Origin of the sequence: Pseudomonas sp. Pseusp3, assembly GCF_047304225.1 — a bacterium.
In the GTDB taxonomy this organism is placed as follows: domain Bacteria; phylum Pseudomonadota; class Gammaproteobacteria; order Pseudomonadales; family Pseudomonadaceae; genus Aquipseudomonas; species Aquipseudomonas fluorescens_CD.
The window spans coordinates 1-18,004 of record NZ_JBGLYV010000109.1 but is presented as its reverse complement, the minus strand read 5'-3'; the positions used below and the strand labels follow the sequence as shown (position 1 = coordinate 18,004).

Sequence of the window (18,004 nt, the reverse complement as noted above, 5' to 3'; positions counted from 1 at the left end):
GCAGAGTGCCAGTCAATGCATGTGTCGACTGATCCACCGCTTTCGCGAGCAAGCCCGCTCCCACGGGGTTCTGTTTGAGCAGTCAGCGGAAGAACTCCCCCGGTGTTTCGCCGAACTGCTGGCGGAAGGCGGCGATGAATGCCGACGTCGAGTCATAGCCACAAGCCAATGCGACGTCGGTCACTCGTTCGCCCTGTTCCAGTGGCGTCAGGGCGCCGAGCAGGCGCAAGCGCTGTCGCCAGGCGCGAAAGGTCAGACCGGTGTCGCGCAGGAACAGGCGACTGAGGGTTTTCTCGGTGACGCCGAATTTGTCGCTCCAGTGACTGAGCGTGGTCTGTTGCTCCGGGTGCGACTCCAGGCTCTGCGCGATCTGCCGCAATCGGCTGTCCTGGGGCAGTGGCAGCATCAAGTCGATCTGCGGCGCCTCGGCCAACTGATCCAGAATCACCTGGGCCAACCGACCGTGCGGACCGTTCTGATCGTATTCCACCGGAATCTGGCTGAAGGCACGGATCAACTCGCGCAGCAAATCGCTGACCCCCAACACATGACAGCCCGGCGACGCCCAAGTCGAGACGCTGCAGTCGATGTACAGGCTGCGCATTTCCGTACGCGGCGAACTGAACACCCGGTGCGGCATGCCCGCCGGAATCCACACCGCACGCTCCGGCGGGGCCACGAAACGCCCGGCGCCGGTCTGTATTTCGAGCACGCCCTGGATCGCATAGGACAGCTGCACCCAAGGGTGGCTGTGGCGCCGGGTCAATGCGCGATTGGGCAGCGATTCGGTACGGCCGTAGAGTGGCCGTGGCAGGCTGGACAGCCCGGGAATACTGCGCCGGATACTTTTGTCATGTCCTTTAGGCGGCATCTGCTGGCTCATCGGCGTTAGTCGGTAATTCACAAGCACGTTAGAGTCGCTTTCACGTACTGGCAACCCCCGGATGATCAAACCCATGACTCGCCCCCGCTTGTTACCCGACAACTTCACCCTGACCCTGATCGGCGTGGTGACGCTCGCCAGCCTGCTGCCCGCCAGCGGCCAGGTCGCGGTCGGTTTTGGCTGGCTGACCAACATCGCCATCGCGCTGTTGTTTTTCCTGCATGGCGCCAAGCTGTCCCGCGAGTCGATCATTGCCGGTGCCGGGCACTGGCGCCTGCATTTGCTGGTGTTCAGCCTGACCTTCGTGGTGTTTCCGTTGCTCGGCCTGGCGCTCAAGCCGCTGCTGTCGCCGCTGATTGGCAAAGACCTGTACATGGGCATGCTTTACCTGTGTGCGCTGCCCGCCACGGTGCAGTCGGCGATTGCCTTTACTTCACTGGCGCGGGGCAACATCCCGGCGGCGATTTGCAGCGCGGCGGCGTCCAGCCTGTTCGGGATTTTTCTCACGCCGTTGCTGGTGACCTTGCTGCTGAATGTGCACGGCGAAGGCTCCTCGACCCTCGACGCCATCCTCAAGATCAGCGTGCAGTTGCTGCTGCCGTTCATTGCCGGGCAAATCGCGCGGCGCTGGATTGGCAACTGGGTGGCGCGCAACAAGAGCTGGCTGAAGTTCGTCGATCAGGGCTCGATTCTGTTGGTGGTCTACGGCGCGTTCAGCGAGGCGGTGATCGAGGGCCTCTGGCATCAGATTCCATTGCTGGATCTGCTCGGGCTGGTGGTGGCGTGCTGCGTGGTCCTGGGGCTGGTGCTGGTGGCCTCGACCGTACTGGGCAAGGCATTCGGTTTCAATCAGGAAGACCGCATCACCATTCTCTTCTGCGGCTCGAAGAAAAGCCTGGCAACCGGTGTGCCGATGGCGCAGGTGTTGTTTGCCGGTAGCACCATTGGCGTGCTGATCCTGCCGTTGATGCTGTTCCACCAGATTCAACTGATGGTCTGTGCGGTGCTGGCGCAGCGTTTTGCCAATCGGCCGGAATCGATTCCGGAACTGATGGCCCAGGTTGATCCCTGATAATCCCGGGAAGCTGTAGGAGCCGGCTTGCCGGCGATGGACTCAAGTACGCCGCGTTTATCCAGCTCGAACGCGTTATAGTTAACGACCATCGCTGGCAAGCCAGCTCCTACAAGGGAGCGTCCAAACCAGTGAAAGAACCTTTTTACTGTTGGTCAGCCGCCAATGGCGGGGTACGCGGCGGGATCATGCGCTTGCTGCCGGTCGACTCGAACGCCGACGCCAGGTGCAGCAGCCTGGAGTCGTCATAGGCGCGACCGGCAAACGTCAGGCCGACCGGCATGCCGATGTCCGGCATCACGCCCATCGGCACGGTGACCGTTGGCACGCCGAGGTGACGGATGGCGAGGTTGCCGTTGGCGACCCAGACGCCGTTGCTCCAGGCGATATCCGCCGATTGCGGATCGACATCGGCATTCGCCGGCCCCACATCGGCGACCGTCGGGAACAGCACCGCGTCGAGGCCCAGGCGATCCATCCAGTCTTCCAGATCGATCTTGCGGGTCTTTTCCAGTCCGCGCAGGCCGTCCGGCACCGTGCTGATCTGGTCCCACGGCGTGATGCCGCGTTCGGCCATGCGCACGTATTCGTCCATGCCGGCGGCGAGGTCGCCCTCGCGGTTGGGCAGGGTGCCCGGGTCGTGAGGGAAGATCTGCGGACCGTCGACATCGACCAGACGGTTCAATTTCGGGTCGCCGTTGGCCTGCAGGAAATCATCGAACGCCCAGGCGGTCAGGTCCCACAGTTCATGGTGTAAAAATTCCTTGGAGACGATGCCGCGATTGAACACGGTCGGTGCGCCAGGGCGATCGCCTTCGCAATTGGAAACCAGCGGGAAGTCCACTTCGAGCACTTCGGCACCCGCGGCTTCGAGGGCCTTGCGCGCCTGTTCCCAGAGCCCGATCACCGAAGGACGGGTGTTGATGCGCTGGCCGGTTGGCCCGCCGATGCCCGGCGCTTCGGAAGTGCCCGCTTCAGGGTCGGCGTTGATGTACATGCGCGGAATGCCGAACTTCTTGCCTTTGAGCGCTTCGCTGTTCGCAGCCAGCGCAGCATAGGATTCAGGGCGTACCTCAGACGATTTCGGAATTGGCACCCAAGGCTGCAAGCGCCACAGGTCACCGCGGGTGTCCGGGTCATCGGCCACTACCACGTCGAGCACTTCGAGCAGGTCGGCCATGGTCCGGGCAAACGGCACGACCACGTCCATGGTCGGGGTCAACGGCCAGTTGCCGCGTACCGAGATCACCCCGCGTGAGGGGGTGTAGGCGCACAAACCATTGTTCGAGGCCGGGCCACGGCCGCTCGACCAGGTTTCTTCCGCCAGGCCGAAGGCCGAGAAACTGGCCGCGGTCGCCGTACCGGCACCGTTCGACGAGCCGGAAGCGAAAGGGGCGGTGAGGTAGTCGGCGTTGTACGGGCTTTCGGCACGGCCGTAGACACCGCGCTGCATCCCGCCGTTGGCCATCGGCGGCATGTTGGTCTTGCCCAGGCAGATCGCCCCGGCGGCGCGCAGGCGTTCGATGGTGAACGCATCGCGATAGGCGACCAGGTCCTTGAAGGCCGGGCTGCCGGAAGCGGCGGTGAGGCCCTTGACCAGATAACTGTCCTTGGCGGTGTAAGGGATGCCGTCCAGCGGCCCCAGCACCTGGCCCTTGGCGCGACGGGCGTCGGCGGCCTGTGCTTCGGCGAGGGCCTCGGGGTTGCGCACTACAACTGCGTTCAGCGCCGTGGCGGTTTCGGGGCCGTCATAGGCGTCGATTCGCGCAAGATAAGCCTGGACCAGCTCAACCGAGGTAGTCTGGCCGGATTCGAGCGCGGCGCGCAGCTCGGCAATGGAAACTTCGGTGACTTCGATCATGCTGCCACCGCCATTTGCAGGTGGAGGGTCCCAAACACTTCACTTTTCTCGAAATGGACATTCATATCGTTATTCTCGTTGCACTGTGTGGCACGACAGGGTCGGGTGTTAAAAATACTGAGCACTATTTAGCATTAAACCGGGATTTTAGGAATCCGTTGTCCAATTTATCTTACAGGCGACAGAAAAAAGGCCACCACAACCCGACGTTGTGGTGGCCCGAGGGTGACTCATTATAGTGGCCCGCACGCGCAGGCCAATGGATCAGTGAGCGCCGGCGGCCTTGTTCAGGTCGCTTTCGGCCCATTCGGTGTACACGCAGGCGTCCGCCGTGGCCCAGCGCACCCGCACCGGGTCACCGGACTTGAGCGGCATGCCGGCAGCGGACAGTGCCTTGACCGTCATCGAGGTGCCGCCAGCGGTGACCACGCTGCAGGTCTGGCTTTCGCCGAGAAACAGCACTTCCACGACCTTGGCCGAGACTTCGTTCCAGCCGGCGGCCAGCGGTTCGGCAATCGCCTGGTCATTGCTCAGGGCCAGGGCTTTTTCCGGACGCACCATCAGCAGCACGTCCTGGTCGGTTCGTAGGCCGGCGGTGAGCCGGATCGACAGCGCCTGGACTTCGAAAGTCGCCACGGCATTTCCCTGGGCCTTGAGCTTGAGGAAGTTCGAATTGCCGAGGAACGATGCGACAAAGGCGTTCGGCGGGTTCTGGTAAAGGTCGTAACCGCTGCCCAGGCCGACGATCTTGCCGTGGCTGAAAATCGCGATGCGCTGGGACAGGCGCATGGCTTCTTCCTGATCGTGGGTCACGTAGACGATGGTGATGCCCAGGCGCCGATGCAGCTGACGCAGTTCATCCTGCAAGTCTTCGCGCAGTTTTTTGTCGAGTGCTCCCAGCGGTTCGTCCATCAGCAGGATGCGTGGCTCATAGACCAGTGCCCGGGCAATGGCGACCCGTTGCTGCTGGCCACCGGACAGTTGCGAAGGGCGGCGATGGGCGAATTGCTCCAGCTGCACCAGTTTGAGCATCGCGTCGACGCGCTTGTCACGTTCGGCGGCGGCGAGTTTGCGGATTGCCAGCGGGAAGGCGATGTTGTCGCGCACCGACAGATGCGGGAACAGCGAATAGCGCTGGAACACCATGCCGATGTCGCGCTTGTGCGGCGGCACGTTGACCAGCGACTGGCCGCTGACCAGGATCTCGCCGCTGCTCGGGGTTTCGAAGCCGGCAAGCATCGACAGCGTGGTGCTTTTGCCCGAGCCGCTGGAACCGAGGAAGGTGAGGAATTCACCGTCCTTGATGTCCAGCGAGATGTTGTCCACGGCGGCAAAGTCGCCGTAGTGCTTGTTCAGGTTACGCAGGCTGACCAGGGGCTTGTCATTTTGCTGCGCGGAATCTTTGATCACTGCACTCATGTCGTACTCCTGGCGCTCAGGCGCTGATTTCGTTGCGCCGGCGCAGAGCGGCGGCGATCACCATGACCAATACCGAGAGGCCGATCAGCAGCGTCGAGGCGACGGCGATCACGGGCGTCAGGTCCTGGCGCAGGGTGGTCCACATTTTCACGGGAAGGGTTTGCAGGGTCGGGCTGGCCATCATCACGCTCAGCACCACTTCATCCCACGAGACGAGGAAGGCGAAGAGGGCGCCGGCCACCATGCCCGGACGGATCGCCGGGAAGGTCACCTTGAACACCGCTTGCAGGCGCGAGGCGCCGCAGATCACCGCCGCATCCTCGATCGACTGATCGAACAGCTTCAGCGAGTTGATGATCGAGATGATGGTGAACGGCAGCGCGACGATGACGTGGCTGACCACGAAGGCGAACATGGTCCCGGTGTAGCCGAGTTTCAGGAACAGCGCGTACACCGCCACGGCAATGATCACCAGGGGCACGATCATCGGCAGGGTGAACAGGCCGTAGAGCATTTCCCGGCCTGGGAAACGGCCGCGAACCAGGGCGAACGCAGTCGGCAGGCCCAATGCGACGGCGAAGAACGTCGTCAGCACCGCGACCTTGAGGCTGGCCATCGCCGCGTTCATCCAGTCGGCATTGGAGAAGAACTGGCCGTACCATTTCAGCGTCCAGCCTGGTGGCGGGAACACCAGCCATTGTGAGGAACCGAACGACAGCAGCACGATGAACACGATCGGCAGCAGCAGGAACAGCCCGATCAGCCCGGTGGTGGCATACAGGCCGAAGCGCATGCGCCGGCTCATGGCATTGGGAGTCAGGAGCATGACGGCTTACCTCGCGTTGCTGGCGCCAACCGGGGATTCCGGCTGAAGCTTCAGGTAGAAGTAGAACAGCACCAGCGTGATCACGATCAGCAACGCGGCGCCGGCGCTGGCCAGGCCCCAGTTGAGGAACGACTGCACCTGCTGAATGATGAATTCGGGCAGCATCATGTTCTGCGCGCCGCCCAGCAAGGCCGGGGTCACGTAGTAACCGAGGGACATCACGAACACCATCAGGCCGCCGGAGAACAGCCCCGGCCGGCACAGCGGCAGGAACACCCGGAAGAAGTTGGTCCAGGGGCTGGCGCCGCAGATGGAACCTGCCTGCAGGATCATCGGGTCGATGGCCTGCATGGTCGCCTGCAACGGCAGCACGATGAACGGGATCATGATGTAGCTCATGCCTATCACCACGCCGGTGAGGTTGTGCACCATCTCCAGCGGTTGATCGATGATGCCCAGGGCCATCAGCGCCTTGTTGATCACCCCCGAGGCTTGCAGCAACACCAGCCAGGAGTAGGTGCGGGCAAGCAGGCTGGTCCACATCGACAGCAGCACGATGTTCAGGATCCAGCGACCCCAGCCGCGCGGCACCAGGGTGATCGCCCAGGCCAGCGGGAAGCCCAGCAACAGGCTGAACAACGTCACCAGGCCGGCCACCGAGAAGGTGTTCAGCAGTACCCGTGCGTAGGCCGAGTTGGCGAACAGTTGCTCGTAGTTGCCCAGGCCCGGCACCGGTTCCAGCACGCCGCGCAACAGCAGGCCAATCAGCGGCGCGAGAAAGAACAGGCCAAGAAACAGCAGCGCCGGGACCAGGTTGCTGGCGCCACGCCAACGCTGTTTCAGCGACGGCGAGGGTTGCCTGGCTAGGGGCTGGCCTGGTGCCGAACCGGCAGCGCCAGTGGCGCTCCCGGTGGCGGTGGATGGATGAGACGCGGTTGCCGTCATTTTCATTTGACCAGCCATTCGTTCCACCGTGTCGCGATGGCCGGACCGTTCTTGGCCCAGTACGCGAAATCAAGAGTGATCTGATCCTTTGCGTAAGCGGTCGGCAGGTTAGGGGCCAGCACCGAATCCAGGCGCGCCACGCTGTCGACGTTGACCGGGGCGTAGGCGGTCAGGTTGGAGAAGTCCGCCTGACCCTTGGCACTGCTGGCGTTGGCCAGGAACTTCATCGCCGCGTCCTTGTTTTTCGAACCCTTGGGAATGACCAGGATGTCGGCCATGACCAGGTTCTGCTGCCAGCTTACGCCGACCGGGGCGCCGTCTTCCTGCAGCGCATGAATCCGGCCGTTCCAGAACTGGCCCATGCTTGCTTCACCGGAGGCCAGCAGTTGCTGCGACTGCGCGCCGCCACCCCACCAGACGATGTCTTTCTTGATGGAGTCGAGTTTTTTGAACGCGCGGTCCAGGTCCAGCGGGTAGAGCTTGTCGGCCGGCACGCCATCGGCCAGCAGTGCCAGTTCGAGCACGCCAGGGCTTGGCCATTTGTACAGGGCGCGTTTGCCGGGGTAGGTCTTGGTGTCGAACAGGGCGGACCAGTTCTGAGGTTTGCTGGCGCCGAGCTTGCCTTCGTTGTAGCCGAGGACGAAGGAGAAGAAGAACGAGCCGACGCCGTGATCGGAGACAAAACGCGGGTCGATCTTGTCACGTTCGATGACTTTGAAATCGAGGGGTTCGAGCAAGCCTTCGGAGGCGGCGCGCAGGGCGAAGTCGGCTTCGACGTCAACCACGTCCCACTGCACGTTGCCGCTTTCGACCATGGCCTTGAGCTTGCCGTAGTCGGTCGGGCCATCCTGCACAACGGTGATGCCGCTGGCTTTGCTGAACGGATCGGCCCAGGCCTGCTTTTGCGCATCCTGGGTGCTGCCGCCCCAACTCACGAAGTTGACGCTTTCAGCCGCCAGCAATGCCTGGCTGGTCACACTCAGCAGTCCCGCAAAAAGAACCGCGGTCGCACGTTTGTTCAACACCATTTTCACGCCCTCATTGTTGTGTTTATGAGCGGGGCTTTTGAGTGCCCGCCTATCGGGAGCAACAGGTCCGTCAAGTCAGCTTCGACTGTCCGGTCTATGGAATATCATATTATGGTATTCCAAACTTTGTGCAAGCACTTTGCCGTACCGGCTATCAGCCAAAAACGCAATTTTCAGCGTCGACACATTCTTCCTGTGGGAGCGGGCTTGCTCGCGAAGGCGGTGTAACAGTCAACGAAGATGTTGGATGTACCGGCCTCTTCGCGAGCAAGCCCGCTCCCACAGGGGATGCGTCAACCCGCGAATGGAATACTCTCCACCACCTCCAGGTCGTAGCCGGTCAAGCCCGCATATTTCAGCGGCGGCCCAAGGTGGCGCAGCTTGCCCACGCCAAGGTTTTGCAGGATCTGCGCACCGGTGCCCACCTCCGAGTAGATCCGCGACTGCGAACGGCTGAACTGCCGGGATGACTGGGTCAATTGCGGCACACGTTCGAGCAACGCTTGCGAGGATTCGTGATTGGCCAGCACCACCACCACGCCGTGGCCTTCGGTGGCGACACGCTGCAAGGCCGCCCACAAGGTCCAGTTGCTCGGCCCGCTGTACTCGGCACCGACCAGGTCGCGCAACGGGTCGATCACATGCACGCGCACCAGCGTCGGCTCATCGCGGCGCAGATCGCCCATGACCATGGCCATGTGGACACCGCCTTCGATGCGATCCTCAAAGGTGATCAGACGAAAGGTGCCGTGTACGGTTGGCAGATCACGTTCACCGATGCGCACGATGGTGTGTTCGGTGCTGAGGCGGTAGTGGATCAGGTCGGCGATGGTGCCGATCCTGATCCCGTGCTTGCGTGCAAACACTTCCAGGTCGGGGCGGCGGGCCATGGTGCCGTCGTCGTTCATCACTTCGACGATCACCGAAGCGGGCGTGAAGCCGGCCAGGCGGGCCAGGTCGCAACCGGCCTCGGTATGACCGGCGCGGGTTAGCACGCCGCCTTCGCGGGCGCGCAACGGGAAGATATGACCGGGTTGCACGATGTCGGCGGGGCCGGCGTTGGCGGCGACGGCGGCGGCGATGGTGCAGGCACGATCTGCAGCGGAGATGCCGGTGGTCACACCGACGGCGGCCTCGATGGACACGGTGAATGCGGTGCTGAACACACTGCCATTGCTCGGCACCATCTGCTCCAGGCCCAGGCGTTTGCAGTGTTCGTCGGTCAAGGTCAGGCAGATCAGGCCGCGGGCTTCACGGGCCATGAAGCTTATCGCCTCGGGTGTGCAGCAATCGGCGGCCAGCAACAGGTCGCCTTCGTTTTCCCGGTCTTCGTCGTCGACCAGCAGGACCATTTTGCCGAGGCGGTAATCTTCGATGATTTCTTCGATGCTGTTGAAGGCCATGCTGGAGTCTCGGTTTTTGTTGGATGGATAATGTGGTATACCATAATACAAAATAAACCGAGAGGTCACTATGAAGGCGTACTGGATTGCTCATGTGGATGTCACTGATCCCGATCAATACAGCCAATACACGCAGCGCGCGCCGAAGGCGTTTGCCTTGTATGGCGGTCGGATTCTGGCGCGGGGTGGGCGTAGCGAGGCGATGGAAGGCCGATCGACGCCGCAACGCAGTGTGGTGATCGAGTTTGATTCCTATGAGCAGGCGGTGGCTTGCTATCACTCGGCGTTGTATCAGGAGGCTAGGGGGTATCGCGAAGGCGTGGCTTTGGCTGAGGTGATTATTGTCGAGGGGGTACATATCTGATTTTTTGGTAACGGCGGCTGGCGGTTTCGCCCTTACGGCGAGTCCCTTTTGGCAAACGCCCCAAAAGGAACCAAAAGGTCTCGCCCCTTACGTCCGGCCCCTCGCTTGGGCTCGGGGTTCCTTCGCTCCGGCATTCATCCGGGGGCATTGCCCTCCGGTCGGCTGCGCGCGACCTGCATGCAATGAGTTCGACTGCGTCGAACGGCGCTGCGCGCCATTCCCCGGATGAACACCTCCACTCAGCCTGCCGAGGGGGCGGGTGGATCAAGATCAAGAGCTGCAGGCGAGCTAACGCTCGGCCTGTTGAATGGTGAAAAGCGTGGGGGTATGCCGACCTACTTTTGCTCTGCTCTTCTCTCTTCTGTAGGAGCGAGCTTGCTCGCGATGGTCGTCAACGATGACGCGGGCTGTCTGAATGCCCGCGTTGTCCTGGCGTTTTTCGCGAGCTAGCTCGCTCCTACAGGAGAACGCGTTCAATTGCGATCAGGCCGGCCAGTAGGCCGCCTTGCTTTTGCTTTTGATCTTCTTGCCCCCTTGAGGCACCGAACGTCAGGGGCAAGAGCCCTTGGTTACTTGGGGCCGGGCGGTGCTCCGCTCTTCCAAGTAACCCGCCGTAAGGGCGGAACCATAAGCCGCCGTTACCGCAGAAACGGATATGTACACCTTCAAAAACCCACACCGCCTGCTCGCGAAAGTCATTCAACAGACAAAACAGAGGCTACAGCTTAACCCTGTGTTTCCTGTTCCAGCTCTTCCTCGACCGCAGCCGTCTTACCCTTGGTCTTCAACTCGCTGACAATCACCGCCGCCACAATCAATCCGGCGCCGACCAGGGCAATCGCCGGCAGGCGTTCCCCGGCGATGCGCCCGACTATCCCGGCCCATACCGGCTCACCGGCATAGATCAGGGTGGCGCGGGTCGGTGACACGCTTTTCTGTGCCCAGTTCATCGCCACCTGAATCGCCGCACTCGCGGCCCCAAGGCCCAGTGCGCTGCACAGCAGCAACCAGGAGAAGTCCGGAATCGCTTCGTTGGTCGGCACCACCATCAGGAACGACAGTACCGAAGTGACCGCCAGTTGTACCGCTGTCACCCGGCGCACATCGACCTGGCCGGCATAGGTGCTGATCAGGATGATCTCGGCCGCGATGGCCACGGCGCTGATCAAGGTGGCGATTTCACCGGGGCTGAAGTTGAACGACGCACCGGCCGGCCCGGACAACAGCATCAGCCCGGTAAAGGCCAGCATGATGCCGATGCTGGGCATCAACCCCGGACGCCGTCCCAGCACCAGCCATTGCAGCAACGGCACAAACGGGACATACAGCGCGGTAATGAACGCCGATTGGCTGCTGGGAATGCTCTGCAACCCGACCGTCTGCAAGCCGTAGCCGAGCATGATCGCCACGCCGATGAATGACCCGGCCTTGAGTTCGAACAGGGTCAGGTCGCGCAGGTGGCGCCAGGAAAACAGCGCGACAATGCTCGCGGCGGCGGCAAAGCGCAGGCCGACGAAAAACATCGGGCCGCTGACGGTCATCGCATGCTGCACCAGCAGGAAGGTACCGCCCCAGACCATCGTGATCAGCACCAGCACGCATTCGGCCTTGCTGAACCTTGTAAAACGGGAGGAAGCCTTTGGGGAATTCACCGACGTCATGACCTTGCACGCTACTGGAGGGAGACGCACAATGCGCCGAATGTTGCGCAGTATACTGCCCAACCCCACTCAGTGAGCAATATAGTGCACAAAGATTCTACCCAACGGGCATCGGTCCTCCAGCACGTCAGTCAAAACGTCCGTCGCTTGCGTCATGCCGCCGACCTGAGCCAGACCGCGCTGGCGGAAAAGTCCGGTGTCAGCCGTCGAATGCTGGTGGCGATCGAGGCGGGGGAAAAGAACGTCAGCCTGACCACCCTCGACCGGGTGGCCGAAGCCCTCGACGTTGCCTTCAGTGATTTGATCCAGGCCCCCGACGCCCGTGATCCGAGCCGTATCAATGAGCTGGCCTGGACTGGCACGATCCCAGGCAGCAAGGCGGTGCTGCTTTCCAAGGCCCAGGCCAGCCGCGAAGTCGAGCAGTGGGAGTGGTGCCTGCAACCGGGCGAGGTGTATCCGTCGGAGCCGGACGCCGATGGCTGGAGCGAGCAGATTTATGTCTTTGAAGGTTGCCTGACCGTTATGCTCGGCGAGCAGCCACAGCATATTGCGGCAGGTGAATTCTTCATGTTCGCCAGCAACCAGCCGCACTGTTATCGCAACGACGGCGCAGTGGCGGCGCGGTTTGTGCGAAATGTAGTGATCTGAACAGGGAGTGCACGATGGACCAGACCTTGACCAATGACGCGGACATCCTGATTGTCGGCGGCGGCCTCAGTGGCGCGATGCTGGCGGCGCAGTTGATGCGTTTGCCGGGCCAGCGCCGGGTGCTGGTGATCGAGCCCCGGGCCGAGCTGGGGCGGGGCGAAGCCTACAGCGCGGTGGAGCCGGGCCATACGCTCAACGGCAATGCGGCGCGGATGAGTGTCGACCCGGACAACGCCGACGACCTGACCCAATGGTTGACCGAGTACATCGAGGCGGGCGGCTGGCCGGAATCGGATCAGCAGCACGTACCGGTCAGCGAGCTGTTTCCACCGCGGGGCGTTTTCGGCCTGTATGCCCGGCAGCGCCTGGCGGAAGCGCAGGCGGTGGGTGCCTTGAACGGTTCGACGGTCGGGCATGTGCAGGCCGAGGTGGTCGATCTGCAAACCGATGCCGACGCCGTACGATTGACCCTGAGCGATGGCCGATGCGTGCAGGGCGCTTTTGCGGTACTGGCCACCGGGATGTTTCCCGCCGCGCGCACGCCACAAACCCGGTCCAGTGGTTTGAACGCGGCGGCCCTCGATCCGTGGGATGTGGCGGCCATGCAGCAACTCGATCCGCAATCGACGGTCATGATCATCGGCTCGGGCCTGACCATGGTCGACGCCGTGGTGTCCCTTGAACAGGCCGGACACCGTGGGCCGATCGAAGTGTTTTCCCGCCATGGACTGTTGCCCCATGTGCGGCGCCAGCCACCGGCCTGGGTGGATTTTCTCGCTGAGGACCCGAGCATCCGCACACCCCGCCAGTTGATGCGCGAGCTGCGTCGACACTGCCGGGACGCCATCGCCCAGGGCATCGATTGGCAGGCGCCACTGGACACGGTGCGAGCACACATTGGCCGCTTGTGGCATCAGGCGACGGATGAGCAGCGTCGGCAGTTCGTGCGGCATGTGCGGCCGTGGTGGGAAAGTCATCACCACCGCTCGCCACCTCTGAGCGCCGAATTGGTGGAACGCTTGTATAAAGAAGGGCGGCTACGTATTCACGCAGCCTCGTACAAGGGCCTTGAGCCTGCGATGAATGGCGGGGTGAGTATCCGCCTTCGGCGGCGCGGCGAGGCGCAGACCTGTGTGGTCAGCGGTGCCGCCCTGATCAACTCCAGCGGTATCGAATACGACTGGCGCCGGGTCGCGCGACCGTTGCCCCGGCAACTGCTTGCCCGAGGCCTGGTGCAGCCGGGGCCGTTGGCCCTGGGCATCGCGGCAGAGGTTGATGGCGCGGTCCTGAACGCCGAGGGGCAGCCGGCCCGCCGTCTGTTTGCCATGGGGCCGCCGTTGCGTGGCATGTGGTGGGAAAGTACTGCCGTCACCGATGTGGCGAGCCAGGCCAAGGCGTTGGCCGAGCGGTTGGTGCGCTAATCAGGTTGTGGGGCTGAGTGCATATCCGTTGCTTGGGTAACGGCGGCTGATGGTTTCGCCCTTACGGCGACTCACTTTTTTTGACAAACGCCTCAAAAAAAGTAAGCAAAAAAAAACGCTCGCCCCGAACGTCTGGCCCCTCGCCGGGGCTCGGGGTTCCTTCGCTCCGGCATTCATCCGGGGGCATTGCCCTCCGGTCGGCTGCGCGCGACCTGCATGCAATGAATGGTGAAAAGCGTGGGTCTACGCAGACCCATTGTAGGAGCGAGCTTGCTCGCGATGGACGTCAACGATGACGCGGTCTGCCTGAATCCCCGCGGTGTCTCGGCGTTTTTAGCGAGCAAGCTCGCTCCTACAGGGGAACGCGTTCAATTGCGAACAGGCCGGCCAGCAGGCCGCCTCGCTTTTGCTTTGGCTTTTGATCTTCTTGCCCCCTCGAGAGGCCGAACGTCAGGGGCAAGAGCCCTTGGTTACTTGGGGCCGGGCGGCGCTCCGCTCTTCCAAGTAACCCGCCGTAAGGGCGGAACCATAAGCCGCCATTACCAAAGATCCGGATATGTACACCTTCAAAGCGTAAGCTGCCCCCCACCCGAGGTCGCGGTTTTCCATAGGGTTGAAGCCAGCCCCATCAGCCAGCGTGGCTGATGGGGCGCAGGCTCAGTTGGCGATCACCGGCACCGTCTGCACGGAGCCTTGGGACGAGCTGACCGTGGCGGTCGGGTTCGCTGACGGAACGACCGTGGTGGTGTTGTTCACCGTCAACTTCCAGCGACCGTTCGCCGGTACGGCGGTGGTGCCCAGGGTGACCAGTCCGGTCGGAGTGGTGACCTTGATGGTGATGGTGTTGCCGGTGGTCACCGATGAGGTACCGGCAAAGTTCCAGGTGAAGCGGTTGTTGGAGCGGGCGCTCACCGTTGCGGTAGTCACTGCGAAGGTTTCCGCAACAGGCCGTGGCGAGATCTGCACCGTGACCGTGGCCGGCGACGTCGACTGGGCACCGAAGCTGTCCCGGGCGATGTAGGTGAAGGTCGTGGTGAAGGCCGTGGGGAAGGTGGCCGGTGGGGTGTAGGTGAGCACTGTGCCGTTACTGCTGACGATGCCGCGACCTGTCGGTGGTTGAGTGAAGCTGGCGACCGCTAGCGGCAGGTTGCCTTCCGGATCGGTGTCGTTGGCCAGCACGTTGATTGGAATCGCCACACCCAGTGTGGTGACGGCATCGGCGACTGCCACCGGTGGCCGGTTAGGCGCCACGGTGATGGTCACGGTTGCCGCCGTCGTCGAGGCCAGGCCTTTGACGTCCTGGGCCTTGTAGGTGAAGGTCGTGGTCAGCGGCGCGTTGACCACAGCGGGAGGGGTGTAGACCACCGCCGTAGTGCCGCTCAATGCTACGGTGCCCTGGCCGGCGGCCGGCGGGGTCAGCGCGGTAATGCTCAGCGGCGTATTGCCGTCCGGGTCCCTGTCGTTGGCCAGCAGGTTGAGGGTGATCGGCACGCCGAAGCTGGTGCTGCCGGTATCGGCGACGGAGATCGGTGCCTGGTTCGCGCCGGTGTCCGGTGCAGTGCCGACGACTACGACCGGCTCGGTGTCACTGCCGCCGGCGGCGGATTTCACCGTAACGGTTGCAGGGGGTTGGCTCAGGTCAGTCACCGTAAGGCGTTGCAGGGTGCCGGTTTTCGATAGTCTTCCGTAGCCCTGGGCGACCATGTCCGGTACCACCACTTCGTCTGTGGAGGTGGCCTCGATCAGCAGGCTGTGGTTGCTCCAGTTGTAAAGGGCGGTCTGGATTTTCACCACGTCCGAGAGCTTGCTCGACACCGCGGTCGGGCGGGTGGTCCCTGCCGGGTTGGTGGCAGTGACCACCACGACCGGAGGCACGGTTGCGTTGGTCAGCAGATGTTGGGCGAAGAACACGCCGTTGTTATCGCTCAGCATGTTGGTCTGGCAAGGCGATACAGGCGGGCCGGGCACCAGCGCGATGCTTTCACGGAAGCACAGGGTCGAACCGTTGGCGGCTTTGGCAAACACTTCGACCCGGGTGGTGTTGCCGCCCGTGCCTGCTGTGCGGCGGTAGGTGGCTCGGGTCATGTCCACCGCGGTTTGCGCGCGGTTGTCGAGCACCTTGCCGGACAGGGTGAAGAGGTTGGTCTGGATGGTCCCGGCCGGACCCTGGATGCGCACGAAGTTGGTGTTGTTGGGGCTGCCGGTCACGGCTTCGGTGAGGTTCGGGTCGCCGACGAAGGTCTCGATGGCGCCGGTGTCCGGGTTCACCGCGGTATAGGGGCCGTTGACGCTGCGCAGGAACGGCCCGATCGCTCCGTTCACTGCACCGCTGAAAACCCCCGGTGCACCGACGCCGACGTCCCGGGTGATGTTGATCGCACGACGGCCTGGGGTGGTGACGTTGACCGTTTCCACGCCGTAGGGGTGGGTAATGGTGTAGGTCCCGGCAGTGGGAATGTTCACCCGCATACGAATCCGCGCGAAGCTGATCTGGTCGCCGTCGACCGGATTACCGCCAGCAAAGGCAGCCTCGATCCCGGCGACATAAGCGTCCATGCCATAGCCGGCGGCGTTGTTGGGGATGCTGGTCTCGGCGAGGAACCAGAAGGCTTCGTCTGGCCAGTTATCCGGGAACACCATTGGCAGGGTGTCGTCGAAAATGCCTGGTGTCGGCAACAGGGTGCACATGTAGGCCGGTGGCACACTGGCTGGCACCCGTGTGCTGACGGCTCGGGACTGGCACAGCTCCATCGACAGCTGGTTCTGGTCCTGATACCAGATCGGGAATTTCCCGGTGGCAAAGGTGTAAGGGCCGGGATCGACGGCGGCAAGTTGCGCGAAAGCACTGCCGGACAGCGATAGAGTCAGTCCCAGGGCGTTGAGCGCCAGGCGTGGCCAATTGTTCATGATGCCTCCTGATGAGGATCTGGGCATGTGAGCGTTCATTGCACGATGACCACTTCTTCGGTATCGCTGCCGCCATTGGATGACGTCACGCGAACCTGGGCTGGCGGAATCGGCGAGATGCCGGTGGCCAGGCTTTTCACTGCACCGTCGCCACTCAGGGCGCCGATGGCGAGACCGGTGCCAGTGGTAGCGGTGAGTACCGGTGGCGACGTTTCATCGCTGGTCGAGGCCGTGATGGTGATTTGCCCGGTGCTCAGGCTGTATTCGGCACGTGAGATCGTCACCAGGTCGGTCAGCGGCATGGGCAGGGTGGTCGGCGTGCTGCTGGCGATGGCCAGGTGGTTGTCGGCGGTTACCTGCAAGGTGCTCGGCAGCGTCGGATCGTTCGGTGACTGCGCATACCAGTGGCCGGTGGTGTTCGCTTCGGTGAAGTTCAGGACCGGGTTGTTGCTGGCCAGGGTCACAGTGGCCGGTGGTGGCGGGGCCAGCACGAACACGTCCTGCTGGGCCACCGGTGCACTGGTACCGGCATGCCGCGAGTAGGTGCTGCGCTCGGCGATCACCGGGGTTGGCCGGACCACCGACGACAACTTGCCGGAAACGGCAAAGAGGGTGGTGCGCAAGTCCAGGCCATTGGGGCCTTCGATGCGCACGTAGTTGGTGTTGAACGGGCTGCCGGTGACCGCTTCATTGAGGTTCGGATCGCCGACGAACTGTTCGGCCTGGCCCGTGGTCGGATTGGTCTCGGTATAGGGGCCATTGACGCTGCGCAGAAACGGCCCGACGTCGCCTTTGAGCGCACCATCGTAGGTTTTTGGCGCACCGATGCCGATGTCCCGGGTCATGTTGATCGCCCGTCGGCCGGGGGTGTCGACATTGAACACTTCGACGCCGTAGGGGTGGGTGATGACATAAGTGCCGGCGGTAGGCACGTCGATGCGAATACGGATACGGGCGAAGCTGATCTGGTCGCCCTCCAGTGGATCACCGCCACTGAAGGCGGCTTCGAGCGCCGACACATAGGTCAGGTCGATGCCTCGGGCGGCATCGACGATGGTCGTTTCGCCTGTAGCCCAGAACGCTTCGTCGGGGAAATTGGTCGGGAAGACCAAAGGTTTGGTGTCATCGAAAATGCCGGGATTAGGGATCAACGAGCACATGTAAGTCGGGGCGCCTGGTGCGCTGGCAACCCTGGAACTGACAGCCTTTGATAAGCACAGGTCAAGGGTTCGGCCGTGGCTATCCTGATACCAGGCGGCGAAATTGCCATTGGCTGGCAGGTAGGGTCCGGGGTCTACGGCAAACAGCGCTGCCTGGGCAATGCCTTGGGCTAGAGCGGTAAAAACCAGGGCGGTCGCGGTTTTGCACAGTAAAGGGTGCATGAGTATTCCCTCTATCGAAGTACCTGCCCCTTGGGGATGGGTCAGTTGGCTGGGAGTTTGGCAACTTCCATACCAATCAGCGAAAACGCCCGTGATAGGCCCGAACTACAGGCGTTGGCGCAGTCGCGGGTGACAGACTGGAAAGTTCGAGATCGGGCGGTTTTCCCCAACATTGGGGGTGGAT

General features: G+C 62.7%; 14 protein-coding genes. 4 read left to right on the top strand and 10 right to left on the bottom strand.

What is annotated here, in order from left to right:
* Positions 1-82 precede the first annotated feature (82 nt).
* On the bottom strand, positions 83-871 hold the full coding sequence (locus ACCD00_RS25930; RefSeq protein WP_413428152.1) for an AraC family transcriptional regulator: 789 nt from the start codon (positions 869-871) through the stop codon (positions 83-85).
* 85 nt (positions 872-956) lie between these two features.
* Here ACCD00_RS25930 and ACCD00_RS25925 point away from each other — a divergent pair, with 85 nt between their 5' ends.
* Entirely contained in the window at positions 957-1,955 is a 999-nt protein-coding gene (locus ACCD00_RS25925) for a bile acid:sodium symporter family protein (protein WP_413428151.1), read from the top strand.
* 145 nt (positions 1,956-2,100) lie between these two features.
* On the opposite strand, the gene ACCD00_RS25920 is transcribed toward ACCD00_RS25925, so the two are convergent.
* From ACCD00_RS25920 to ribBA, 6 genes are all read right to left on the bottom strand, one after another.
* On the bottom strand, positions 2,101-3,816 hold the full coding sequence (locus ACCD00_RS25920; protein WP_413428150.1) for an amidase: 1,716 nt from the start codon (positions 3,814-3,816) through the stop codon (positions 2,101-2,103).
* Positions 3,817-4,080: 264 nt separating this feature from the next.
* Complete coding sequence (locus ACCD00_RS25915; protein WP_413428149.1) at positions 4,081-5,235, bottom strand: ABC transporter ATP-binding protein; 1,155 nt, start codon at positions 5,233-5,235, stop codon at positions 4,081-4,083.
* Positions 5,236-5,251: 16 nt separating this feature from the next.
* Positions 5,252-6,061 carry an ABC transporter permease gene (locus ACCD00_RS25910; protein ID WP_007976227.1) on the bottom strand — a complete coding sequence of 270 codons (810 nt, stop codon included), beginning with the start codon at positions 6,059-6,061 and terminating at the stop codon, positions 5,252-5,254.
* A 6-nt stretch (positions 6,062-6,067) separates the two neighbouring features.
* A complete protein-coding gene (locus tag ACCD00_RS25905) occupies positions 6,068-7,012 on the bottom strand; it encodes an ABC transporter permease (RefSeq protein WP_413428148.1) in 945 nt (314 codons plus the stop codon).
* Positions 7,009-8,034, bottom strand: a complete 1,026-nt coding sequence (locus ACCD00_RS25900; RefSeq protein ID WP_085714764.1) for an ABC transporter substrate-binding protein — start codon at positions 8,032-8,034, stop codon at positions 7,009-7,011. The genes ACCD00_RS25905 and ACCD00_RS25900 overlap by 4 nt, the downstream gene beginning before the upstream one ends.
* Positions 8,035-8,327: 293 nt before the next feature.
* Positions 8,328-9,437: a bifunctional 3,4-dihydroxy-2-butanone-4-phosphate synthase/GTP cyclohydrolase II gene (gene ribBA / locus ACCD00_RS25895; RefSeq protein WP_413428147.1), complete on the bottom strand. Its 1,110-nt coding sequence runs from the start codon at positions 9,435-9,437 to the stop codon at positions 8,328-8,330.
* A gap of 70 nt (positions 9,438-9,507) precedes the next feature.
* Here ribBA and ACCD00_RS25890 point away from each other — a divergent pair, with 70 nt between their 5' ends.
* Complete coding sequence (locus ACCD00_RS25890) at positions 9,508-9,801, top strand: DUF1330 domain-containing protein (protein WP_413428146.1); 294 nt, start codon at positions 9,508-9,510, stop codon at positions 9,799-9,801.
* A 725-nt stretch (positions 9,802-10,526) separates the two neighbouring features.
* Here ACCD00_RS25890 and ACCD00_RS25885 read toward each other — a convergent pair.
* Complete coding sequence (locus tag ACCD00_RS25885) at positions 10,527-11,462, bottom strand: DMT family transporter (RefSeq protein WP_413428145.1); 936 nt, start codon at positions 11,460-11,462, stop codon at positions 10,527-10,529.
* Between the two features lie 84 nt (positions 11,463-11,546).
* Here ACCD00_RS25885 and ACCD00_RS25880 point away from each other — a divergent pair, with 84 nt between their 5' ends.
* Together ACCD00_RS25880 and ACCD00_RS25875 are read left to right on the top strand one after the other, a co-directional pair.
* Positions 11,547-12,110: a helix-turn-helix domain-containing protein gene (locus ACCD00_RS25880; protein WP_413428144.1), complete on the top strand. Its 564-nt coding sequence runs from the start codon at positions 11,547-11,549 to the stop codon at positions 12,108-12,110.
* 14 nt (positions 12,111-12,124) lie between these two features.
* Entirely contained in the window at positions 12,125-13,531 is a 1,407-nt protein-coding gene (locus tag ACCD00_RS25875; RefSeq protein WP_413428143.1) for an FAD/NAD(P)-binding protein, read from the top strand.
* Between the two features lie 657 nt (positions 13,532-14,188).
* On the opposite strand, the gene ACCD00_RS25870 is transcribed toward ACCD00_RS25875, so the two are convergent.
* Together ACCD00_RS25870 and ACCD00_RS25865 are read right to left on the bottom strand one after the other, a co-directional pair.
* A complete protein-coding gene (locus tag ACCD00_RS25870) occupies positions 14,189-16,438 on the bottom strand; it encodes an Ig-like domain-containing protein (RefSeq protein ID WP_413428142.1) in 2,250 nt (749 codons plus the stop codon).
* A 35-nt stretch (positions 16,439-16,473) separates the two neighbouring features.
* Positions 16,474-17,820, bottom strand: coding sequence for a hypothetical protein (locus ACCD00_RS25865; RefSeq protein WP_413428141.1), 1,347 nt, complete (start codon positions 17,818-17,820; stop codon positions 16,474-16,476).
* Positions 17,821-18,004: the final 184 nt, after the last annotated feature.